Origin of the sequence: Aquimarina mycalae, from assembly GCF_029906345.1 — a bacterium.
GTDB lineage: Bacteria > Bacteroidota > Bacteroidia > Flavobacteriales > Flavobacteriaceae > Aquimarina.
The window spans coordinates 556,750-582,322 of the sequence record NZ_JARYGY010000002.1; the positions used below are offsets into that span (position 1 = coordinate 556,750).

Genomic DNA, 25,573 nt, shown 5'->3' on the forward strand with positions numbered 1-25,573 from the left:
ATATTATATTAATTTTTCTTTCTATTCTCCTTAATTACTTGCTTGTGCAGATAATTGTTCTTTGAACGTTTGTTGCGTTTTTAACCAAGCCTCATAATCTTCTTCAGACTCCACTACAATTTTCATTTGCATATTGTAATGTGAAGTTCCACAAATTTTATTACACAATAAGTAGTACTCAAATTCATATGTTTCCAGTCCTTCTTCTCCTGCTGCAACAAGTTTCTTACTTTTTTCTTTTCTGATCTTATTGATTGTTGCAACCTTCTCTACCATAAACTCGCTATTCTTCATCTCTTCTGAAGTCATAGTAGGAGTATATGAAAATTCGGTAATCATACCTGGTACAACATTCATTTGTGCTCTAAAAAAAGGCATATATGCAGAATGTAAAACATCTTGTGAACGCATTTTAAAGATTACCTTTCTATTCACTGGTAAATGCAATTCATTTGTTATTTTATCATCCATTCCATATGTATCAGAAGCATCAATACCTAAAGTATTAACTCCTTCTATAAAACGAACATTCGCTTTACCTAATTCATTATCTTCTCCAGCATATCTAGCTCTCCAATCAAATTGGTATGCATATAATTCAATAATAAGAGGATCTCCTTCTTCCTCATCGATATTCATTATATCGGTCCAAGTAAATAAACCATAGATTATTAATCCAGCTAAAACAATAACAGGAATAATTGTCCAGATAAATTCTAACTTATCATTATCTGCAAAAAACAGTGCCTTATTATTCTTATTCCCTCTGTATTTATACGAAAAGTAATGTAATAATCCTTGAGTTATGATCTGTACAAACATGATCAATACCATAGAAATTAACATCAATCTATCATATTCTACTCCATGTTCTGAAGCAGATTCTGGAAGGAAAAAGCTATTATATTGCACAAAACAATATATAGTTAAGAGGTAAATAAATATTACAAAAGCAAGCATCAACTTACCTTGTAAGTTATTATCCTTGTCGTTAGCTACTTGAGAATTATCAGCATCTTTAGCTTGAGATAATTTCAATATTTTTGTCATCTGCCAAAGGGAGATTCCAATAAGTGCTAAAACTACTATGGTTAAGAATACAGTCATCTTTTATCTATCTTCTTTTTTACGATCTAATTTTTAATAATGGAAATGTTTACTTTCCTCGATATAAGGATTACCCTTAGCTAATAATGGTGCTTTAGTTAGTGCTTTAAACACTACAAATAAGAATATCCCTAAGAACAATAACACTGCACTTATTTCAGAAACACCAATAAACCAAGATTCTCCTACAGTAGCTGGCATCACCATATTGAATACATCAATATAATGTCCGCATAATATTATTACACCTGCCATAACTACAAACCAGTTTATACGCTTGTAATCACTATTCATCAACACCAATAATGGGAAGATAAAATTCATTGCAACCATACCAAAGAAAGGTAATTTATAATCGTCTATACGTGTTATGAAATATGTTACTTCTTCAGGTATATTAGAATACCAGATTAACATAAATTGCGAGAACCAAAGGTATGTCCAAAATATACTAATACCGAACATAAACTTAGCTAAATCATGAATATGGCTGTCATTCACAAATTCCATATATCCTTTTGACTTAAGGTAAATTGTGATCAATGCAATTGTAGTAATTCCTGAAACAAATAAACTTGCAAACACATACCACCCAAATAACGTACTAAACCAATGTGGGTCAAAACTCATAATCCAATCCCAAGATGCCATAGATTCAGTATAAATAAAGAACACTAAAAATCCAGCGGAAATCTTAAAACTTTTCTTATACCATCTATTACCTGTTGGATCTTCGTCTTGTTTTCTAGAATACTTTACCGCAAAATGACGATATAGCAACCATCCTCCAAGGAAAATCGCAGCTCTGATAATAAATCCTGTTCCGTTTAGCCAGCCAGATTTACCTTGAATCAATTTATCATGAGCTACTACTTCTGGATCTGCCCAAACAAATAAATGATTAATATGAAATCCCGATAATGCAAGGATTACAAACAATATAATTCCTCCAGGAACCAAATATGCAGTAATTGCCTCCATCACTCTAAATAATACTGGAGACCAACCAGCTTGCGCTGCAAATTGTATTGCATAAAATGCTAATACACCAAGCGATATCATAAAGAAGAAAAATGCTGCAATATATAATGCCGCCCAAGGTTTATTCTGCTTTTGATGTAGTAAATGCTCATAATGTTCGTCTCCACCATGTGCATCTTCCTTACCATGAGTTTCCGTACCATGACTTTCATCAGCATGATCACCACTAGTTGCTGTTGCATCACCATGTCCTCCTCCGTGAGCATCGTGGGCTGCCATCTCTTTTTTTACATCTTCAATAGTGCTAGGAGCAGACAAAAAGCCGTAGGTAAGACCTAACGCACCTATAACCACCAGGATGATAGAAAATAATCTTAATTTACTTGATAGCGTATACATATTTATATAATATCGTTATTCTTAACTTTTATTAATGCACTAGTGTGCGTTACTGTGATTTTCCTCAGTTGTTTCGTGAGCAGTTTCCTCAACTTTTACAGGCACTACATCAGCATCAATTCTTGGCGTCTTACCTTCTAAGTCAGCCTTTAATTTTTGAACATATTGTACAATTTGCCAACGTTCATGCTCGCTAGTCTGAGATGCATATGATCCCATAGTGTTTATACCATAGTACATTACATGATATATACTACCTTCTGTAATAGCTCTACCTATATCATCATAACTAGGAACACCTAGAATTTTTTCTCTATCTACTAAAGTTCCTTTACCATCACCTTTGGCTCCGTGACAGATTGCACAGTAAATATCATACAATGCTTTTCCTGATTCTTCATTTGCCTTAGTATAGCGTATTGAATTCTTTAAAGAATCTTTAGCTAATTGATAACCTTCAGTAGAATTCTCATAATCATAAGGCATCCACCCTCTTGGAATCGAACCTTCTACAGGTAACATAGCTTCCTGACCACCAGGAAATACACTATAATTACCGTAAGTTTCATATCCTACTGGCTCATACATATTAGGCATATACTGATAATTAGGCTTTGAATCTTTTTTACAAGAAACAATACTTACCATCATTATTGCTGCTACTATTATATTTATACTATTCTTCATTATTACTAATGGTTATCTTCTTGCTTATCTATTACTTTAATTTCTACAGCACCTGTATTGCTCAAGAAATTGGTCATTGCATCTACATCATGATGACCTGCATCTACTTCCATTAAAAAGTGATCATCGGTAGTTCTTACATCAGGGTTTTCAGCTTCTTTAAATGGCCACAATTTACTTCTCATATAAAAAGTAATTACCATTAAATGCGCAGCAAAAAACACAGTAAGTTCAAACATAATTGGAACAAAGGCGGGCATATTTTCGATATAGCTAAAACTTGGCTTTCCACCAATATTTTGAGGCCAATCTTCAATCATGATATAATTCATCATTGTTATTGCTACTGTAAGTCCAACACATCCGTACATAAACGCTGTGATTGCCAACTTGGTTGGAGCTAATCCCATTGCTTTATCAAGACCGTGAACAGGAAAAGGTGTATATACCTCTTCGATATGATAATGTTCAGCACGAACCTGCTTAACAGCGTCCATTAGGACATCATCATCTGTATATAATGCATGTATAACTTTAGATGCCATACTTCTAGTTGTTTTTTAATTTTTCAGCTTGTCCTGCCCAATCGTCGCGTTGTGCTCTTCCTGGGAAAGATCCTGTAATACTATCTAATAAATTGTACTCTGTTTCGGTCATCTTACTTACCTGATCAAAAGTAAATATTCCGATTTCGTTTAATTTTTTCTCCATTACTGGACCAATACCGTTTACTTTCTTAAGATCATCTGCTGTTTGCGTAGCCGCATCAAAGGTTCCTAAGTTTCCTAATAAATTATTGATATCTTCCTGACTTGCTTCCTTAGCTTGTGCTTTAGACGGTGTCTCTTCAGAAGTAACTTGAGCTTTTACTTTTGGTAATTCATCTCTATGATCTATACCAGCTTCTCTCAGTTTTTTATATTTCTCTCCAGATGATTTCAAAATAGTTTTTACTTCTGCCTGTGCAATCACTGGGAATGTACGAGCATATAGCAAGAACAACACAAAGAAAAACCCGATTGTTCCAATAAATATTCCGATATCTACAAAAGTAGGAGAGAACATTGTCCAAGATGATGGTAAATAATCTCTATGTAATGATGTTACAATAATTACAAAACGCTCAAACCACATTCCAATATTTACAACAATCGATATTATAAATGAGAACATTATACTTCTTCTCAGCTTAGGGAACCACATAAATTGTGGAGAGAACACATTACAAGACATCATCGCCCAATATGCCCACCAATAAGGACCTGTAGCCCTGTTTAAGAATGCATATTGTTCGTACTCAACTCCAGAATACCATGCAACGAATAGTTCGGTTATATATGCTACACCAACTATTGAACCTGTAATCATAATTACAATGTTCATCAATTCGATATGCTGAATAGTAATATAGTTCTCTAGGTTAGATACTTTTCTCATAATAATAAGAAGCGTATTTACCATTGCAAATCCAGAGAAAATTGCTCCTGCAACAAAATATGGAGGGAAGATTGTAGTATGCCATCCAGGAATAACCGAGGTAGCAAAGTCAAAAGATACAATTGTATGTACAGAAAGTACTAATGGTGTTGCCAATCCAGCAAGTACTAAAGATACTTCTTCAAAACGTTGCCAATCTTTTGCTCTACCACTCCATCCAAATGAAAGGATGCCATATATTTTTTTATTAAAAGGCGTAATCGCACGGTCTCTGATCATTGCAAAATCAGGTAATAAACCAGTCCACCAGAACACTAACGATACCGAAAGATATGTTGAGATTGCAAATACATCCCAAAGTAACGGAGAATTAAAGTTTACCCATAGCGATCCAAATTGATTCGGGATAGGCAATACCCAATATGCTAACCAAGGACGTCCCATGTGAATGATTGGGAACAAACCTGCCTGAATAACTGAAAATATAGTCATTGCTTCTGCAGATCTGTTAATTGCCATTCTCCATTTCTGACGGAATAATAATAGTACCGCCGAAATTAATGTTCCTGCGTGACCTATACCTACCCACCAAACGAAGTTGGTAATATCCCAGGCCCATCCTACTGTTTTATTTAATCCCCAGGTACCTATACCTGTTGAAACTGTGTAAATTATACAACCTATTCCCCAAAGGAAAGCAAACAGCGCGATAGAAAACACAATCCACCAAGATTTATTTGCTTTACCTTCAACTGGTGCCGCTACATCCACTGTTACGTCGTGGTACGTTTTATCGCCAGTTACTAAAGGTTTTCTTATAGGTGCTTCGTAATGAGACATAATCCTTTATAATTGAATTGATTCTTTATTTAGTTTAATTAGGCTTCTGTAGTATTTCTTACTTTAGTTTGGTACATCACATTTGGTTTTGTACCTACGTGTTCAAGTAAGTGATACATACGATTATCCTCTTTTAATTTAGCAACTTCACTGTCCTTATCATTGATATCTCCAAACATCATAGCGCCAGAAGAACAGGCTGCAGAACAAGCCGTCTGGAATTCACCATCTTTAATAGCTCTTCCTTCTCTTTTAGCATCTAAAATAGTCTTTTGAGTCATTTGGATACACATAGAACATTTTTCCATAACTCCTCTAGAACGAACAGTAACATCAGGATTCAATACCATACGACCTAAATCATTATTCATATAGTAATCGAACTCATCATTTTCGTTATACAAGAACCAGTTGAATCTACGTACTTTATATGGACAGTTATTTGCACAATATCTTGTACCTACACAACGGTTATACGCCATATGGTTTTGTCCTTGTCTACCATGTGATGTTGCCGCAACAGGACAAACTGTTTCACAAGGTGCATGATTACAATGTTGACACATAACAGGCTGGAATGCTACTTCTGGACTATCAGAAGGTACTTCCATCTCACCAAATTCAGATAATGAACTTCCTAATCCAGCAATAGCGTCTTTTTTATTGTTATCACCTTCAAAACTTTCTTCTGAAGAGTAATAACGATCAATACGCAACCAGTGCATATCGCGAGATCTACGAATCTCAGACTTACCTACTACAGGAACGTTATTCTCTGCGTGACAAGCAATCACACAAGCACCACATCCAGTACAAGCGTTAAGATCTATAGAAAGATTAAAATGATGCCCTATTGAACGATCAAACTCATCCCAAAGATCAACTTCTGGTGAAGTCACTTCGAATTCGATATGATCCTTACTTACTTGAGGAACAGCATTCCACTCTTTCTTATCTTTTGTATTAAATATCTCTAGTGTCGTTTCTTTGATAATATCACCACGACCCATTAATGTATTATGCAATTGTACACAAGCGAACTCATGAGTACCTTCGGCCTTTGCAAGCGTTACAGATTGAACTGCATTTTGATTTTGGTATAATGCATATGCATTAACACCTACTTGCATCTCTTCTTTCAAGCCAGCTTTCTTACCATATCCTAAAGCAAGTCCAACAGAACCTTTAGCTTGTCCTGGTTGAATTATTATTGGTGCAACTACATCAACACCATTAACAGAAACCTTAGCATAACTTCCATTTAAGGCACCATTAGCAACATTTTCATTTATCAATTCAAGTCCTTCAGCATCTGCTCTGGAAATGGTTAGATAGTTATCCCAAGAAGCTCTAGTAATAGGATCAGGCATCTCTTGCAACCAAGGGTTATTAGCCTGTTGCCCATCTCCTAAAGATGTTTTAGTATATAATGTAAGTTCTAATCCATTTGATTTTGCTATTGACAATCTTCTTGCCGCAGCACCAACATTAGGACCTGCAGGAGTTTCAACAACTTCAGCATCTCCTTCTGGAGCAGCAATAGCAGTCTCTAAAGATTCTTTAGCAAGCACTGGTTTCACCAATACTCCATCATGCAATGCCTGATTCCAAGATGTTCCTCCAAGAACTCCTGTCCACGCATTTTTAATGTAATCATTATATGAAGCCGTATTTCCTGTCCATTTTAACAATGTTTCCTGAAACTGACGAGTATCAAATAATGGGCGAATTGTAGGTTGCATTAAACTATAGCTACCTTTCTTCAATTCTACATCACCCCAAGATTCTAAATAATGAGGAGTTGTTGCTACATAATCACATCCTACAGCAGTTTCATCATTGTGCATACTAAACGCAACAGAAACATCTACTTTTTCTAAACCAGATTTAAACTCATCTGCATTAGCAAGAGAATATGCAGGATTAACTCCAGCAACTAACAAGCCACCTACGCGACCTGCATTCATATCTTTAATTAACTGAGCAACTGCCTTTGTATTACCTTGACGGATTTTACGAGGAGTACTTTCGTTAAATGCTTTACTACTTATTGCTTTATTAATTGCTAAAACTAACAATTGCGCATCTACATCCTGAATTCCAGTAACAACAACTGCATTACTACCAGCTTTTTGTATATGCTTAGCCGCTTTTACTACTTCTGCTTCCAGATTTGCTTCTAAAGTACTTTTAGAACCTGATCCTGTTACATATGCATATAAAGCTGCTAATACTTGTTTTTGTTGTGTTGGCGTAGCTTTAACTCTTCTATCCGCATTTGCTCCAGATAAAGACATATTTGCTTCGAACTGTACATGCTTAGACATTTTTCCATTTTTAGGAACACGTCCGATTGCATATCCACTATCGTATCCTCCACCTTGCCAATCTCCTAAGAAATCCGCACCAACACTAACTATAGTATTTACTTTAGAGAAGTCATAATCCGCTAACGCTCTTTCACCATACATCGCTTCATAAGCATCCAATGCTTCACTTGAAGAAACCGCATCATACACTACATGAGAGACATTACCGTATTTCGCTTTAAATTCTGATACTAGCTGAGAGGTAGAAGGACTAGCAAACGTTTGAGTTAACAACACAATTTGTTTACCTCCAAGTCCATTTAACTTAGCAGAAACTTCTTTATCCAAGGTTTCCCAAGTAATATCTTCTTCTCCTTTCTTAGGCCCTTGTAATCTAGAATTATCATATAATGATAAAACCGACGCATGAACCCTTGCATTTGCCTCACCATTAGAAGTAGCTAGGTTATTATTTTCCACCTTAATTGGACGACCTTCTCTTGTTTTAATCAACACACTTGCAAAATCAAAACCATCGGCAATGGTAGTTGCATAATAATTAGCAACACCAGGAACGATTCGATCTGGTTGCACTACATATGGTATTGACTTTATAACTGGTCCTTCACAAGCTGCTAAAGAAGCAGCTGCAGTACTAAAACCTACATATTTAAGAAAATCACGACGCGTAGTCGAAGAATTCTCCAGAGATGATTTATCTCCTAAAAACTCATCGGTAGGAATCTCCTGCACGAATTCGTTTTGTTGTAGCGTCTCAACAATAGAGCTATTTTCGTTTAGCTCTTCAACACTTTTCCAGTATTTCTTGTTTGATGACATATATAATTGATATTAGCTTCTTACTATTTCCAGATAAACTGGATTGACTTTTATATTAATAGTGGCACTTACCACATTCTAGACCGCCCATTTGAGCTGCGGTCAATTTATCTACACCGTATTTTTTAGACAATTCTTCATGAATTTTTTCATAATACTCATTGCCTGCAACATTTACGTTTGTTTCTCTGTGACAGTTAATACACCATCCCATTGTCAATGGCGCATGCTGATACACAACCTCCATCTCCTCTACAGGTCCGTGACATTTCTGACACTCTACACCTGCAACTGTTACGTGCTGAGAATGATTAAAGTATGCAAAATCCGGAAGATTATGAATACGAACCCATTTTACAGGCTCAGTATCTCCAGTATAAGCTTGTGTAGCTTCATCCCATCCAGCTGCTTTGTACAACTTCTTAATCTCTTTATCATAGAAATCCTTAGAATGATCAATAGTAGCGGTAGCATCAGCTACTTCACTAATTGATTTATGACAGTTCATACACACATTAAGTGAAGGGATTCCCGAAGTCTTACTTACTCTCGCAGATGAGTGACAATACTTACACTCTATCTTATTATCACCAGCATGAATCTTATGAGAAAAATGTATTGGTTGTATTGGTTGATACCCTTGATCAACACCTACTTGCATAAAGTAGCCATACACAAAGTAACCACTAGACAACAATAAAAATATCGCTGCTACCAATACTAAAAATTGATTTTGAACAAATGCCTTCCAAATTGGAGTTCTTTCTTCAGATGCTGGTAATTCAATATTATTAGCCTCTGCAAAACTTCTAAGTGTTTTATTCACTAAGAACAACACAACAACCAGCATCAAAAACACTAATGCTAAGGCAGCTAAAATAAGGTTTGTTGAAACTCCTCCTTCAGTCTGAGAAGCTTTCTCCAAACCAGGTGGCGGTGTTGGTGGCGTATAAGGAACGGACACATATGCTAAGATATCATCAATATCTTTGTTTGTTAACTGCGGAAATGCATTCATTGCAGTTTTATTGTACTCTTCAAAAATAGCAATAGCGTCTGCATCACCAGAAGCGATCATCGCAGCACTATTCTTTATCCAAGAATACAACCATTCTCTATCGTGTTTTTCTGTAACTCCAAACAATGCTGGTCCAGTCATTTTTTTGTAACGCTTATGACAAGCTGCACAAAGTGACTTAAACAAAGCTTCTCCTTTTGTTATATCTCCTCCTGCTGCAGATTCTTCAGCAACGGCTTCAGTTGAAGTCGCTTCTTCCTGAGCACAAACTGGATTCATGAAAGAGAATAAAAAAACAGTTCCTAGGAGTAGGAGTTTTGAGGCTGAATTTCGGTATTTCACCTGTTTCATATTATTAAGTAGAATTATCGTCTAAATTTTGGTACGGTTTTTTCATTATTCATAAAAAAAGATGTAAAAACCACGTCCTTTTAATTCGACGACAAAAGTACTATAATAAGTCGATTTTAGAAATGTTAGCGAACTGTTAAGTACTAATTTATAATAATTCTAAATAATATTTTTAAAGGATTTTGAGTTATTAAACTTTACCTTTGCATCAAATCTATTTGTAATGAGAATTTTAAACCCAATGAACAACCTTTTACTATTAGGTTTTTGTTTTACCGGAATAAGCTATATAAGTGCACAGGATTCTACTAATTCTGACAATCCAACGGTTTTTACAACCATAGAAATAGCTCCTCCTTCTGATCCTACTGTTTCAATTAGTCAAGATCCAAAGATCCAACAACTACTTGACATTAAAACCAAAATGGATAAAGATGGCGAGTTTAGCGATAATTATAAAATTCAATTGTATAATGGCAATATGAATGAAGCCCAAAAGGTTTTAAAGAAAGCAGAAGCTTTGTTTCCTCAATGGAATACAGAAATCAAATGGGAAACTCCAGAATTTAAGGTATGGATTGGTAATTATCGAACTAAGCTAGAAAGAGATCGCGCTCTAAGAGAAATCAAAGCAGAGTTCTCTGGTGCTTTTGGACCTCAGAAAAATAAGTAAATTACTTTTTACCAAATAAAACAAAACCCGATAATTTAATTATCGGGTTTTATTGTTTTACTATTTATTTAAGTTGTTATAATTTCTTCTTCACAGCAACTTCCTGGAAGGATTCAATTACATCACCTATTTTGATATCATTGTAGTTCTTAACTTGCAATCCACAGTCATATCCTTTTGATACTTCTTTTACATCATCTTTAAATCTCTTTAAAGAAGCAAGTTCTCCTGTATACACAACCACACCTTCACGAATTAATCGTACTCCTGCGTTGCGGATAATCTTACCTGTTTGTACCATACAACCAGCGATTGTACCAACTTTAGATATTTTAAATGTCTCTCTAATCTCAGCCGTACCAGTAATCTCTTCCTTCATTACTGGAGAAAGCATACCTTCCATTGCATCTTTAAGATCATTGATCGCATCATAAATAATAGAATATGTTCTGATATCAATTTCTTCCTTATCAGCAACCATTCTAGCATTACCAGCTGGTCTTACATTAAATCCAATAATAATAGCATCTGATGCTGAAGCTAAGAGCACATCACTCTCAGTAATCGCACCAACGGCTTTATGTATAATATTCACATGAATTTCTTCAGTAGACAATTTCTGGAAGGAATCCGTCAATGCTTCTACAGAACCATCCACATCACCTTTAAGAATAATATTCAATTCTTTAAAGTCTCCAAGTGCAATTCGACGTCCTATTTCATCCAGTGTAATATGTCGTTGTGTACGTACAGATTGTTCTCTATGCAATTGAGCACGCTTAGATGCAATATCCTTCGCTTCTCTTTCATCTTCTAAGACACTAAACTTATCTCCCGCTTGAGGCGCACCATCCAGACCTAATATAGATACTGGTATTGAAGGACCAGCCTCTTTTACATTATTACCTCTTTCATCGTGCATTGCCTTAATCTTTCCACTATTCTTTCCTGCCAAGACATAATCTCCAACTCGAAGTGTTCCTGTTTGAACTAAAATAGTTGACACATATCCACGTCCTTTATCTAAGAACGCCTCTACAACAGTACCTGCTGCCAATCTATCTGGATTTGCCTTAAGCTCTAGAATCTCAGCTTCAAGCAATACTTTTTCCAACAATTCCTTAACTCCTAATCCAGTTTTTGCCGAAATATCATGGGACTGGATTTTTCCACCCCAATCTTCAACTAGCAAATTCATAGAAGCTAACTTCTCTTTTATCTTTTCAGGATTTGCTTCAGGTCTATCTACCTTATTAATAGCAAAAACAATTGGCACTCCTGCAGCTTGCGCATGGCTAATCGCCTCCTTAGTCTGAGGCATCACATCATCATCAGCTGCAATTACGATAATTGCTAAATCCGTTACTTGAGCACCACGAGCACGCATTGCTGTAAATGCTTCGTGACCAGGTGTATCTAAAAATGCAATTTTTTGCCCATTTTCTAATTGAACCCCATATGCACCAATATGCTGTGTGATTCCACCACTTTCTCCTGCAATTACATTTTCTTTTCTAATATTATCTAATAGCGATGTTTTACCATGATCTACGTGTCCCATCACCGTAACAATCGGAGCTCTAGACACAAGATCCTCTGGAGCATCTACTATTTCTTCTATAGCTTCTTCTATATCCGAAGTTACAAAGTCAACCTCGTAACCAAATTCATCAGCAACTATAGAAAGTGTTTCAGCGTCCAAACGCTGATTCATAGTAACCATTATACCCAATGACATACAAGCAGATATTACTTGTGTAGTTGGAACATCCATCATGGTTGCTACTTCAGAAACTGTAACAAATTCTGTTACTTTAAGCACTTTGCTTTCTTGTTCCTGTTGCGCCACATCATCTTCCGCTTTTTGACGGTGTTGATCACGCTTATCTCTACGATACTTCGCAGCTTTTGACTTATTAGATTTCCCTTGAAGCTTTTCAAGAGTTTCTCTTACCTGCTTTTGTACTTCTTCTTCACTCGGCTCCTCCTTAACGATAGCAGGTCTTTTACCTTTTCCTGGACCTCTGTTTCCTGGACCTCTATTACCAGGACCACGATTTCCTCCTTGTCTATTACCAGAACCTGGTTTTCCTCCACCAGATCCATCTTTACTTATTCTTTTTCTTCGTTTTTTAGGATCTCCTCCAGAAGTTTTATCAGATTTCTCTTCCTTCTTTTTTGGTGGCTTTTGAAACTTAGTTAAATCAATTTTTTGACCTGTAAAATTTGGGCCATCCAATTTTTTATACTGTGTTTCAACCTTTACAGGATCAGCAGGAACCTCAGCATCTTGATCAGCTGGAGTTTCCTTTTTTGAAGTTGGCTGTTCTGCTGGTTTCTCAGCTTTTTTCTGTTCCAAATCAATTGGAGCAACTTTAGCTATTTTAATACCTTTTTTAGCAGGTCTGTTTGAAACAACTTCCGGCTCCCTTTCCTTTACCTCTTCCTTTTTTACTTCTTCTTTTTTCGGAGCTTCTTCTGCTACTTTTTCTGCTGTTTTTTCTTCGGGCTGTTCAGCAGTTTCTTCTTTTTTATCCAATTCAATCTTACCCACTTGTTTAGGTCCAGTCAATTGGGCTTTAGCTTTTACAACTTCACGAGCTTCAGCACGCTTACGTCTTTCCTCCTGCTCTGTCTCAATCTGCACTCTTAGCGCTTCTTTCTCCTTTCTTTTTTCCTCACCAACCTCTTTTGAAGCCACTTTCTTACTCTTATCTGTTTGGAACTCGTCAAACAAGAGTTGATAGATCTCTGGAGAAATTTTTGTGGTAGGACGCGAGTCTATCTCATGACCTTTTGAATTCAAAAAGTCAACAGCCCGATCTAGTGAGATATTGAATTCACGTAATACCTTATTTAATCTCATTGTTTTTGCTTCAGCCATAAATGCCTATTATTTTATGCTCAAATATAAATTAATTGAAGTTATTAATCTTCAAATTCTGATTTTAATATTCTAATAACTTCACCTACAGTCTCTTCTTCGAGATCTGTTCTTTTTACTAAGTCTTTAATATCTTGTTCTAAAATACTTTTAGCTGTATCTAATCCTATTTTAGCAAACTCTTCTATAATCCAAGAATCGATTTCATCAGAAAACTCAGATAACTCTACATCTTCTTCTACACCTTCTCTAAACACATCTATCTCAAAACCAGTTAACTGACCCGCCAATCGTATATTATGTCCACCTCTTCCAATTGCCTTAGAGACCTCTTCTGGTTTTAACATAACTTCTGCACGTCCTCCATCCTCGTTTAACTTAATCGAAGTTACTTTAGCAGGACTCAACGCTCTGGTAATAAACAACTGCAAGTTATTTGTGTAATTAATTACATCGATATTTTCATTACCTAGTTCTCTTACAATACCATGGATACGAGACCCCTTCATACCTACACAAGCTCCAACAGGATCAATTCTATCATCATAAGAATCTACCGCTACTTTTGCTTTTTCGCCTGGAATTCTAACCACTTTTTTCACAGTAATTAAACCGTCAAAAACTTCTGGTATCTCAGATTCGAATAACTTCTCTAAGAATAAAGGCGATGTTCTTGACATTATAATAGCAGGTTTATTACCTTTTAACTCTACAGACTCTATAACTCCGCGCACATTCTCGCCTTTTCTAAAAAAGTCTGAAGGAATTTGTCTATCCTTAGGCAAAATAATTTCATTCCCCTCATCGTCTAATAAAATTATTGCTCTGTGACGAATATGATGAACCTCCGCAGTATAAATTTCTCCTTCTAATTCTTTAAATTGCTTATAGATGTTAGTATTATCGTGTTCGTGGATTTTAGAAATCAAATTTTGACGTAACGCCAAAATAGATCGTCTTCCTAAATCTATTAATTTCACCTCTTGAGAAACATCTTCACCTATTTCAAAATCAGGTTCTATTTTCTGCGCTTCAGAAAGAGATATTTCCTGATTACCATCTTCTACTTCACCATCTGCAACAACAATACGGTTTCTCCAAATCTCTAAATCCCCTTTATCAGGATTTATAATGATATCGAAATTATCATCACTACCAAATTTCTTTTTTAATGCATTTCTAAATACATCTTCTAAGATCGCCATCAGTGTAACACGATCGATTAACTTATCATCTTTAAATTCCGAAAATGACTCAATTAATGCGATATTTTCCATATCAATCTATAATTAAAATGTTATCATAACTTTTGCTTCTTGTATTTCATTATAAGCAATACAAGCTTCTTTGGTTACTGTTATTTTTCCTTTTCCTACTGGCTTCGGCTCTCTAGCTTTCCAAACCAACGTAATATTCTCATCGGTCACAGAAGTTAATTCTCCTTCAACAGTATTATTATCTTCTTTTTTTACCTTAAGTTTTCTACCCAAGTTCTTCTTATACTGACGTTGATGCATTAAACCTTCAGAAACACCAGCAGACATTACTTGTAAAGAAAAATCTTCTTCTTCGCGATCTAAATTATGCTCAATAGCTCTACTTACAGCAATACAATCTTCTACTGTCACACCTTCATCACCATCTATAATAACTTCGATACTATTATCCGAATGTATTTTATGATCAATCAAAAACAACATAGGCCTCTCGTCAAGTGCCTTTTCTAACAAACTCTGAACTCTATCTTTTAATAACATAAGTAGATAAAAAGAGGGGACTTTTCGTCCCCTCAATCTGGTTTTTTAATTTCAACGGTGCAAAGATAGTAATAATATCTTAGATTCAAAATCTAGATAAGAATGAATTTATTCGTAAATTTAAGTGACTATTAAGGCATTACCTCATTTTATATGATCTAGAAACACATTATCAAAGCTTAATTACGATAAAACAACACTTCTAAATCATTTATTATTCTATTGACTAATTTTTTTAAACATACTTTATCATGATCAAAAAAATACTAGTACCAACAGATTTTTCGCCTCAAGCTGAAAGTGCGTTGAAAGTAGCTGCACAAATAGCCAAAAAAAATGACTGCCAAATTTACTTATTACATATTCTTGAAATGCCAGTCCATTTAGTCGACTTAATGTCCTCTAGCAACTCTGCACCTGCACCAGAAGCTGTATTTTTCATGCAACAAACTCACAAAAAATTTGAGGAAGTAATGGCTAGTGACTACCTACAAGGTCTAGAAGTAATTGAAACAGTTAGTTTTGAAGATGTTCTTCAAGGTATTATAGACTCTTGTGAAAAAAATCAGATAGACATGATCATTATGGGATCTCATGGTTCTTCTGGTTTCGAAGAATTATTTATTGGTTCCAACGCTGAAAAAGTTGTACGAACCTCAAAACAACCAGTCTTAGTTATAAAAGAAGATTGTGACATCTTTAAAGTTAGCGACCTAGTATATGCAACGAATTTTGACGATGAAGACAAACCTTCACTTATTTCTGCACATGAGTTTGCAAAGCAGCTAAACGCAAAACTACATTTAGTATGGATTAACACAGCAAATAGCTTTAAAACAACCAGTGAAACGGAAGAAAAGATGAATTTCATGATTGCTGGTTTACCTATTGACAATTATACATTAAACATATATAATGACATTAACGTTGAAAAAGGAATTTTAAATTTTGCTAACTCTGTAGATGCGGGTCTTATAGGAATTAGCACACACGGAAGAAAAGGTTTATCTCATTTTATCAATGGAAGTTTAGGAGAAGATGTAGTAAATCATGCCAAGAGACCAGTTTTAACTTTTAAGATCTAACGTAGAATTATTACAAATAAAAAAAGGAACGTTAGATACGTTCCTTTTTTGTTGGTCTACTAGGGCTCGAACCTAGACTCTTCTGGACCAAAACCAGACGTGTTGCCAGTTACACCATAGACCAATGCGTGATTGCGGGTGCAAATTTAATACATTCTTTTTGGTCTGCAAACATTTTTTTCAAAAATTTATCTCTACTTCATTTTTTAACAATTAAATTCGACTGAATTTAAATACATACTACGCCAAAATATAAACTTCTGTTAAGCGTTTGCTAAAAAAACTAATAGAGAAGTATTTTTATTACTAAATTCGCCACACGTTATATAACAGTTAGATCTTATGAACACATTCAACTTTAAAAAGTGGAATAAAATATTGGGATGGGCAGTTTTCGGAATCGCCCTATGTGTATACTCCCTTACCGTAGAACCAACAGCTAGTTTTTGGGATGCTGGTGAATATATTGCTACCTCATCAAAACTACAAGTTGGTCACCCTCCTGGAGCTCCTCTGTTCCAAATGATTGGTGCATTTGCTTCTATATTTGCATCAGATGCTACTCAAATTGCATTGGTAGTAAACATGACCTCGGCTTTTGCAAGTGCCTTTTCTATTTTATTTATGTTCTGGTCGATCACAATTCTTGTTCGAAGACTTGTTATAAAAGATGAAGAATTTACAACTGGTAAAGCTTTTGCTGTTTTAGGAAGTGGGTTAGTAGGATCTCTGGCTTTTGCTTTTACTGATAGCTTTTGGTTTAATGCCGTAGAAGCCGAAGTATATGCTATGGCAATTTGTGTTTTATCTATCTTATTCTATCTAGGATTACTTTGGGAGAGAGACATGCATAAACCAAGAGCTAATCGCTGGTTAATTCTTATCGCATTTATTGCTGGACTTTCTTTTGGAATTCACTTTATGGGATTACTTTCAATACCAGCCATAGGTTTATTGTATTATTTTAAAAATTATAAAGTAACTGTAAAAAGCTTCATCACTGCTAACTTAGTAGTAGTTGCAATCTTATTATTCATTTTTAAATTGCTTTTACCTACTACATTGAAGTTATTCGGGTGGTTCGAAGTTACCTTTGTAAATAGTTTTGGAATGCCTTTTAACTCTGGAACTATATTTCTGGGACTCATTATAGCTGCTGCGTTTTATTTTGCACTAAAGTATACTCGAAAAAAAGAATATCCATTAATCAACTCATCAGTACTATGTATCTTGTTTATTTTTATTGGATTTTCTTGTTGGATTATGTTACCTATAAGAGCCAATGCAGGAACTGTTATTAATGAAAACAACCCAAATAATGCACGTGAATTATTAGCATATTATAATCTAGAGCAATATCCAGAAACTCATTTATTCTACGGACCTCAATTTACAGAAATTTATGCTGGATTGGATGAAAACAATCCGTATGAGGACGATAAACCTAAATATGAGAAAAATCTTAAAACTGGCAAATATGATATTGTAAATGACTGGAAAAATGCAAAACAAAATATAGATGACTCCCAAAAAGCTTTTTTACCTAGAATGTGGAGTACAGAGCACATAGCCAACTACATGGATTTTACAGGTCCAATAAAATTTACCATCAAACCCGAATATCAAGATGAAGGTGAATTATTGGATGCTGTTACTCAATTTAGACGAGAATATGCTACTGGAAAGTTAGATAACGATGATTACAATAAATTTTTAAGATCGTTTGGTGACTATATAGATGTAGAAAAACCTTCTTTCAAATCTAATATCCAATACCTTTTAGAATACCAAATGGGATATATGTACTGGAGATATTTTATGTGGAACTTTGTTGGAAGACAAGATGATAACCAAGGTAAGTACACAGATTTAGAAGGAAATTGGTTAAGCGGAATTAAGTTTATTGACGAAATGCACCTAGGCTCTCAAGATAATTTGCCTACTGATGTTCTTAAAAACAAAGCACGTAATACTTATTATTTCTTACCATTATTATTGGGTCTAATTGGTTTTGTGTTTCAGATGCAACGAGACAAAAAGAATTTCTGGGTTTTATTAGTCTTTTTCTTATTTACCGGATTAGCCTTAAAAATATATCTTAATGAACGACCTTTTGAGCCTAGAGAACGAGACTATGCCTTAGTAGGGTCATTTTATGTTTTTGCTATATGGATTGGCTTTGGGGTATATGCGTTATTTGATATTTTAAAAAATGCATTAAAGCCTAAATTATTGGCCCCAATAGTTACCACCGTTTGTTTGTTAGCAGTACCCGTATTATTGGCTGCTCAGAATTGGGATGATCATGATCGTTCTAACAGATATACTGCGCAAGCTATGGCAAAAATGTATTTACAATCCTGCCAGAACGATGCTATTCTCTTTACTATTGGGGATAATGACACATTTGCTTTATGGTATGCTCAAGAAATAGAAGAATACCGAACCGATGTTCGAACTGTAAACACTAGCCTTTTTGCTACTGATTGGTATATCGATCAAATGAAAAAGGCCGCATATGATGGCAAACCAATCCCATCCCAATTGACTCATGATTTTTATCGTTTTGGAAATAATGATGCCATCTATTACCAAAAGGTGACAAATGATACTATGCTTATCAAAAATTGGATGCGCTGGATTGAAACAGATGACCCAAGAACTAAAGGTGACTTAGGAAATGGAAAAAAAGTAAACACTTTCCCAACTAAGCACATTAGAATTCCAGTAGATAAGGAAGCTGTTCTTAGAAACGGGATCGTACCTCAAAAAGATGCTGATCTTATTGTTCCATACATTGACATACACCTTAACGGAAATCTATTATTTAAAAACAGGTTGTTAATGCTAGACATTATTGCCAATAATAATTGGGAACGCCCTATCTATTTTACTGGTGGTAGTTTTGGGGATGATGACTATTTATGGATGAAAGACTATCTGCAATTAGATGGTGTCACATATAAATTAGTTCCTATACGAACCAAATTAGATAAACGTAACCCTTATGACATGGGACGTATCGATACAGATGTTATGTATAAAAATGTAACAAGCTGGGATTGGGGAAATAGCGAAAGCCCTAGTATTTATCATGATCCCGAAACTCGAAAAAACGCAATTACATATCGTAGTAATCTTGCCCGATTAGTTGAAGCTCTAATTATCGAAGGCAAAAAAGACAAGGCTAAGGAGATTCTTGATCTTGGAATGGAAAAAATGCCAATAGAGTATTACGAATATTATACACTCTTAGAACCATATGTTAGTGGTTATTATGAGGTAGGAGAAAAAGAAAAAGCTCGTGAGCTCTGGAATAAAGTTGCAAAAAAATACCAAGAACAACTTACCTATTTCGGAAGTCTTACATTAGAAAACCAATATCAATATGCTGGAGAAATTGTGAGTAATGTAGAACGATACAGAAGTGTTGTAGATCTATTACTAATTAATCAGGATAGAGATATGATCGAAGAAAAAGCAGAAGAATTTAATCGATATCTTAGATTATTTACAAGACTTTATTCTGAAGATGAAGAATATGATCGTGACCAACCAGTGACTATAGAAGAATTAGATGAGAATAGCTCAATTGGGAAAGAGATTCTAGAAGCAACTCCAACCAATGATTCTTTGGATAGTATACCAAATTCGTAAACATAAGGAGCCTCTTTGATGAGGCTCTTTTTTTTCTAGAATAATTTGAAAATAATACCGACTAAAACACCAGACAGTATTAAATTACTTTTTCCAAATTATGTTTGGGATTTTTATGCAAAGAAAGAAAGGAAGATATACCTAACTTTTGATGATGGACCTATACCCATAATAACTGAATTCGTTTTAAATCAGCTAGAACAATATAACGCAAAAGCTACATTCTTTTGTATTGGTGAAAACATTAAAAAACATCCAGAAATATTTAAAAAAATCATTACTGCTGGTCACGCCATAGGAAATCATACTATGAATCATCTAAAGGCGAGAAAAAACAACACCACTACCTATATAGAAAATGTTGCACATTGTGATAAAGAAATAAAACAACATACAGATTGTAAAAACAAACTATTTAGACCTCCTTATGGCCAACTAAGTAAGTCCAAGTTAACAACATTGAGAAAGCTTGGTTATCAAATCATATTATGGGATGTATTATCAAAAGATTGGGATAAAGATACATCTAATGAAGAATGTGCAAGCAACGTTATAAACAACTCAAAAAGTGGCAGTATTATTGTTTTTCATGACAGTATTAAAGCTTCAGAAAATCTAAAGTTTGCACTACCAAAAGTTTTAGCATATTTCACAGAAAAAGGATATATTTTTGATAAGATAACTAGCAGTTAACTTCAAACATACTCTTTCATTAATCCGATAAGTGTGTTAGCGTCTTGTTCCCCACTCTGTCTCCATACCATTTCACCTTCTTTATAAATCATTAGTGTAGGAAGGCCTTTAATACGAAGCGCTGTAGCCAACTCTTCATTTTTATCAACATCTATCTTGATCACTTTGGCTTTATCGCCAAGAGCAGCAGCCACATCTTTTAATACAGGGTGCATGGATACAGATGGTTCATTCCACTCAGTATAAAAATCCAGTAAAACTGGAACCTCGATACCTATTAACTCTCCAAACTTTGACATGTTCTAAAAATTTTATCTTCCAACTCTGTCATAGTAACGAACAAAGCTGCAATATAATTGTAAATATAACATTTTCTATGAACTAAGTTGGTTTAGAACCTTTTCTCAATTCGATTACTGTAATCTCCGGCCAAATCCCAACTCTACCTGGAAACGCATGAAACCCAAAACCTCTATTCACATTTAAATATCGTCCCATCTCAGAATACATACCAGCCCATTGCTTATACACATACTGAACTGGACTCCATTTTAAAAAACCAGGAATTTCTATCCCAAACTGAAATCCATGAGTATGTCCACTTAAGGTAAGATGATAATGATCCTCATGTTTTTTTACCTCGTATTCCCAATGTGAAGGATCATGACTTAACAAAATCTTAAAATCTTCTTTGGAAACTTGCTCAGAAGCCTTTGTTAAATCCCCTGCTTTCTTAAAGTTATGCCCCCAATTCTCTACTCCTACAACAGCTATTCGTTCGCCATCTTTTTCTACAAAAGCACTTTCATTAAGTAATAATTTAAAATCTATCTTGGCATGAACTTCTTTTATTGCTTCAAAATTAGCTTCTTTTTCTTCTTCACTATCCCAAGTTACGTACTCTCCATAATCATGGTTACCTAAAATTGAGTATTTGCCGTACGAAGGTGTTTTAAGCCCTTTAAAAACATCTATCCAGTCATCCATTTCACTTGCCATCGTATTTACAATATCACCTGTAAACACCAATAAATCTGTTTTCTGTTCATTAATCAAATTAACAGCATATTCAATTTTAGTAACCTCATCAAAGCTACCAGAATGAATATCAGAAATCTGAGTTAACCGAAACCCATCGAATGCATTGGGCAGATCTTCAAAATATAATGTGTGATTGATCACTTTAAAATTATACTTCCCCCTAAATATACCGTGTACCAATCCCGTAAAAGGAATAGCAGCTACTCCTAATGCAATCTGGCTAATAAATTTTCTGCGATCAGGTAAATATTGTGTAGCGTTTCCATCAAAAAAAGTATTGGTTAAATACGTATATCCAGCAACGCAAAGCCTGATAATATCCTCTCCAAACATAAACAACACCAAAATCAGTTTTGGAACTAATGTCACTAGCAACAAACCACTAGCTCTAAGACTATATTTTGTAGGCCCTACACTTCTATCATAATTAGTGAATATATAAATTACATATCCAATAATAACTAACGAAAAAACCAAATATAATATCTGAATCCATTGATTTTTGGTAATTGTCCTAATTACCTGGTAAGCATATATTTCTATTAACACATATATTACAAGAGGAATAATCCAACGCATATCTAGCAAAATTTATTAATGGAGCAAAACTATCTTACCTTTTCTCAATCGTAGTTATATTTAAGTAAAAATTAACTGTTTACAAATGAATCGCAAGAAAAAATCACCATTACAAGTGTATACAAATACGGTACTCTATAAATCTTAGTATTTTCTTTCATATGTAAACTTTTTATTCGTACCTTCGTTTCACCATATAACAATGGTATATGTGCAAAAAAAATCTACTTTATTTATAAAATATTACTATCGTATTTATAGCAATTGATAACATTGTTATCAATTTTATTTTGGGGCGAAATGCCGTCATTCATTGACGGCATTTCTTATTTAATAGATTTTGAAACCATTTTCATCAATCTTCTTTTTATATTGTATTTCTAAAAAACTGAACTCATATTATGTCACAAAAACGTCTTTTCCTTCTAGATGCTTTCGCTCTTATTTTTCGCGGTTATTATGCTTTGATTAAAAACCCAAGAATCAATTCTAAAGGGCAAGATACATCCGCAATCATGGGATTTGTCAATTCACTTTTTGATGTTATCAAAAGAGAAAAACCAGATCATCTTGCAGTTGCTTTTGATAAACAAGGTAGTAGGGATCGTTTAGAAATATTTCCAGAATACAAAGCGAATAGAGATGAAACTCCAGAAGCTATAAAAATTGCAGTTCCTATTATACAAGAAATATTAAAAGCCATGCATATTCCTATTATTGAAGAAGCTGGTGTAGAAGCAGATGATTTAATTGGAACTATTGCAAAACAGGCGGAAAAAGAAGGATATCAGACTTACATGGTTACTCCTGACAAAGATTACGCACAATTGGTATCAGAAAATATTTTTATGTATCGCCCAGCCAGGATGGGAAATGGTATTGAAATATGGGGTATTCCTGAAGTACAAAAAAGATTCGAGGTTGAACGACCAGAACAGGTAATCGACTACTTAGGAATGATGGGAGATGCTGTAGATAATATCCCAGGACTACCAGGTGTTGGAGATAAAACTGCTAAAAAGTTTATTGCTGCATATGGTTCTATGGAAGGACTTCTTGCCAACACAGATAAATTGAAAGGCAAAATGAAAGAAAAAGTAGAAGCTAATGCCGAATTAGGGTTACTTTCTAAAAAACTGGCTACAATTATTCTTGATTGTGATGTTACTTTTGATGCAAAAGATTACGAGATTTCTAAACCTGATGCAAAAAAAGTAGGGGAAATCTTCGAAGAACTGGAGTTTAGAAGATTAACAGACCAATTTACTAAAATTTTCTTTCCTTCAGAAACAGCAGCAACCCAAAGCACAACACCTTCTTCTAAAAAACAACCAGAGCAAGCAGGTGCGGGTCAATTTTCGTTGTTTGGAGATAATCAAGAAACTAGCACTTCATCTACCTCATTTTCTAATAGAAAAACAATTGTAAATACAGAGCATTTTTATCAAAGTATTGCACCCGGAATGGCAATGAAGTTATTTCTTCAGAATTTACAGAAACAAAAAAATGTCTGTTTTGACACTGAAACCACAGGTCTTGATCCATTAACTGCAGAATTAGTAGGTATCGCTTTTTCGTGGGAAGCAGGAAAAGGGTTTTATATCCCATTTCCAGAGGATCGTAACGAAGCTCAAGAATTAATTGAACAATTAAGACCATTTTTTGAAGCTTCAAACATTACTAAAATTGGCCAGAACCTAAAATACGACATCAAAGTATTGGCAAAATATAATATCGAAGTAAAAGGACCGCTTTTTGACACCATGCTAGCTCATTATCTTATCAATCCAGATATGAGACATAATATGGATGTACTTTCAGAAACGTACCTTAATTACACTCCTGTTTCTATTACTGAATTGATTGGTAAAAAAGGCAAGAATCAACTATCGTTTAGAGAAGTTCCTGCAGAAAAACAAACAGAATATGCAGTGGAAGATGCTGATATAACCTACCAACTCAAAGAGCATTTTACTCCAGAATTGAATGAGGCTAATATTTTATCTTTATTCGAAGATATCGAAGTGCCTTTATTACGTGTACTTGCCGATATGGAAATCGAAGGAATTAATCTCGATAAAAACTTTTTACAATCCCTTTCTGAAGAGTTAGATAACGACATTAAAACATTAGAATCCAATATATATGCTGAAGCTGGAGAAGAATTCAATATTGCTTCTCCAAAACAATTAGGGATAATCCTTTTTGAAAAAATGAAATTGGTAGATAAACCTAAGAAAACCAAAACAGGTCAATACTCCACCGCAGAAGATGTGCTATCATATCTAGCAAAAGATCATAAGATTATTCAGAATATTTTAGATTTTCGAGGACTTTCTAAACTAAAAAGCACCTATGTAGATGCATTGCCGAATCAGGTAAACGAAACAACTGGTCACGTACATACTGATTATATGCAAACCGTTGCAGCAACAGGTCGATTAAGCTCTAACAATCCTAACCTACAAAACATCCCGATCAGAACCGAACGTGGGCGACAGGTAAGGAAAGCTTTTATCCCTAGAAACGAAGAATATACCTTACTAGCTGCCGATTATTCTCAGATAGAATTAAGAATTATTGCTGCATTAAGTGAGGAAGAAACTATGATTAATGCTTTTAAGAGTGGAGAAGATATTCATGCATCTACAGCCGCAAAAGTGTTCAATGTTCCTTTAGAGGAAGTAACCAGAGAACAACGTAGTAATGCCAAGACAGTAAACTTCGGAATTATATATGGTGTTTCGGCATTTGGATTAAGCAATCAAACAGACCTCTCTCGTAGTGAGGCGAAAGAACTAATTGACACCTATTATAAAACGTATCCTAAATTACGGAACTATATGAGTGAATTAGTAGATTTTGCCAGAGAAAATGGATATGTTCAAACCGTTTTAGGAAGACGTCGATATCTAAAAGATATCAACTCTGGAAACGCAGTTGTTCGTGGAGCTGCAGAACGAAATGCAGTAAATGCACCAATTCAAGGAAGTGCTGCAGATATTATCAAAATTGCTATGATTAATATCCACAATAAATTAAAAGAAGGGAATTACAAAACCAAAATGTTACTACAAGTGCATGATGAATTGGTTTTTGATGTCTATAAACCTGAATTAGAAGAAATACAGTCTCTCATAAAATCCGAAATGGAAAACGCTTATATCTTAGCGGTACCTTTGGATGTAGATATGGGATTAGGAAATAATTGGCTGGAAGCACACTAAAAACTTGT

The 25,573-nt window shown here is 34.8% G+C and carries 17 protein-coding genes and 1 tRNA gene; 5 read left to right on the plus strand and 13 right to left on the minus strand.

Features of this window, described 5'->3' with window-relative positions:
* Positions 1–30: 30 nt before the first annotated feature.
* The 7 genes from QBK95_RS07130 to QBK95_RS07160 are packed head-to-tail and all read right to left on the minus strand — an operon-like array spanning position 31 to position 9,969.
* On the minus strand, positions 31–1,107 hold the full coding sequence (locus tag QBK95_RS07130) for a cytochrome c oxidase subunit II (RefSeq protein WP_280932025.1): 1,077 nt from the start codon (positions 1,105–1,107) through the stop codon (positions 31–33).
* A 33-nt stretch (positions 1,108–1,140) separates the two neighbouring features.
* A complete protein-coding gene (locus QBK95_RS07135) occupies positions 1,141–2,487 on the minus strand; it encodes a quinol:cytochrome C oxidoreductase (protein WP_280932026.1) in 1,347 nt (448 codons plus the stop codon).
* Positions 2,488–2,526: 39 nt separating this feature from the next.
* Positions 2,527–3,174 (minus strand): c-type cytochrome, encoded by a 648-nt coding sequence (locus QBK95_RS07140; RefSeq protein WP_280932029.1) that lies wholly within the window; start codon positions 3,172–3,174, stop codon positions 2,527–2,529.
* 5 nt (positions 3,175–3,179) lie between these two features.
* Positions 3,180–3,719 (minus strand): DUF3341 domain-containing protein, encoded by a 540-nt coding sequence (locus QBK95_RS07145; protein ID WP_280932031.1) that lies wholly within the window; start codon positions 3,717–3,719, stop codon positions 3,180–3,182.
* A 4-nt stretch (positions 3,720–3,723) separates the two neighbouring features.
* Entirely contained in the window at positions 3,724–5,454 is a 1,731-nt protein-coding gene (locus QBK95_RS07150; RefSeq protein ID WP_280932299.1) for a helix-hairpin-helix domain-containing protein, read from the minus strand.
* Between the two features lie 35 nt (positions 5,455–5,489).
* Positions 5,490–8,600 (minus strand): TAT-variant-translocated molybdopterin oxidoreductase, encoded by a 3,111-nt coding sequence (locus tag QBK95_RS07155; protein WP_280932034.1) that lies wholly within the window; start codon positions 8,598–8,600, stop codon positions 5,490–5,492.
* Between the two features lie 55 nt (positions 8,601–8,655).
* A complete protein-coding gene (locus QBK95_RS07160; RefSeq protein WP_280932036.1) occupies positions 8,656–9,969 on the minus strand; it encodes a c-type cytochrome in 1,314 nt (437 codons plus the stop codon).
* 223 nt (positions 9,970–10,192) lie between these two features.
* Here QBK95_RS07160 and QBK95_RS07165 point away from each other — a divergent pair, with 223 nt between their 5' ends.
* Positions 10,193–10,642 carry an SPOR domain-containing protein gene (locus QBK95_RS07165; protein ID WP_280932037.1) on the plus strand — a complete coding sequence of 150 codons (450 nt, stop codon included), beginning with the start codon at positions 10,193–10,195 and terminating at the stop codon, positions 10,640–10,642.
* Positions 10,643–10,718: 76 nt separating this feature from the next.
* Here the strand turns inward: QBK95_RS07165 and infB are convergent, their stop codons facing one another.
* Genes infB through rimP form a run of 3 tightly spaced genes read right to left on the minus strand, consistent with a single transcriptional unit; the run spans position 10,719 to position 15,283 of the window.
* Positions 10,719–13,526, minus strand: a complete 2,808-nt coding sequence (infB, locus tag QBK95_RS07170) for a translation initiation factor IF-2 (protein ID WP_280932040.1) — start codon at positions 13,524–13,526, stop codon at positions 10,719–10,721.
* Between the two features lie 44 nt (positions 13,527–13,570).
* Positions 13,571–14,803: a transcription termination factor NusA gene (gene nusA / locus QBK95_RS07175; protein WP_280932042.1), complete on the minus strand. Its 1,233-nt coding sequence runs from the start codon at positions 14,801–14,803 to the stop codon at positions 13,571–13,573.
* A 12-nt stretch (positions 14,804–14,815) separates the two neighbouring features.
* Entirely contained in the window at positions 14,816–15,283 is a 468-nt protein-coding gene (gene rimP, locus QBK95_RS07180) for a ribosome assembly cofactor RimP (RefSeq protein ID WP_280932044.1), read from the minus strand.
* A 251-nt stretch (positions 15,284–15,534) separates the two neighbouring features.
* Here rimP and QBK95_RS07185 point away from each other — a divergent pair, with 251 nt between their 5' ends.
* Complete coding sequence (locus QBK95_RS07185; RefSeq protein ID WP_348637327.1) at positions 15,535–16,368, plus strand: universal stress protein; 834 nt, start codon at positions 15,535–15,537, stop codon at positions 16,366–16,368.
* 51 nt (positions 16,369–16,419) lie between these two features.
* On the opposite strand, the gene QBK95_RS07190 is transcribed toward QBK95_RS07185, so the two are convergent.
* Positions 16,420–16,492 (minus strand) — tRNA-Gln (locus tag QBK95_RS07190).
* Positions 16,493–16,710: 218 nt separating this feature from the next.
* On the opposite strand from QBK95_RS07190, the gene QBK95_RS07195 reads away from it, so the two are divergent.
* Together QBK95_RS07195 and QBK95_RS07200 are read left to right on the plus strand one after the other, a co-directional pair.
* Complete coding sequence (locus QBK95_RS07195) at positions 16,711–20,025, plus strand: glycosyltransferase family 117 protein (RefSeq protein ID WP_280932045.1); 3,315 nt, start codon at positions 16,711–16,713, stop codon at positions 20,023–20,025.
* 45 nt (positions 20,026–20,070) lie between these two features.
* On the plus strand, positions 20,071–20,718 hold the full coding sequence (locus QBK95_RS07200; protein ID WP_280932047.1) for a polysaccharide deacetylase family protein: 648 nt from the start codon (positions 20,071–20,073) through the stop codon (positions 20,716–20,718).
* A gap of 2 nt (positions 20,719–20,720) precedes the next feature.
* Here QBK95_RS07200 and QBK95_RS07205 read toward each other — a convergent pair whose 3' ends face one another.
* Positions 20,721–21,017 (minus strand): thioredoxin family protein, encoded by a 297-nt coding sequence (locus QBK95_RS07205; RefSeq protein WP_027393424.1) that lies wholly within the window; start codon positions 21,015–21,017, stop codon positions 20,721–20,723.
* An 82-nt stretch (positions 21,018–21,099) separates the two neighbouring features.
* Positions 21,100–22,338, minus strand: coding sequence for a metallophosphoesterase (locus tag QBK95_RS07210; RefSeq protein WP_280932054.1), 1,239 nt, complete (start codon positions 22,336–22,338; stop codon positions 21,100–21,102).
* A 398-nt stretch (positions 22,339–22,736) separates the two neighbouring features.
* Between QBK95_RS07210 and polA the strand changes: the two genes are divergently transcribed.
* Positions 22,737–25,565, plus strand: a complete 2,829-nt coding sequence (polA, locus tag QBK95_RS07215) for a DNA polymerase I (RefSeq protein WP_280932303.1) — start codon at positions 22,737–22,739, stop codon at positions 25,563–25,565.
* The last annotated feature ends 8 nt before the right edge of the window (positions 25,566–25,573 follow it).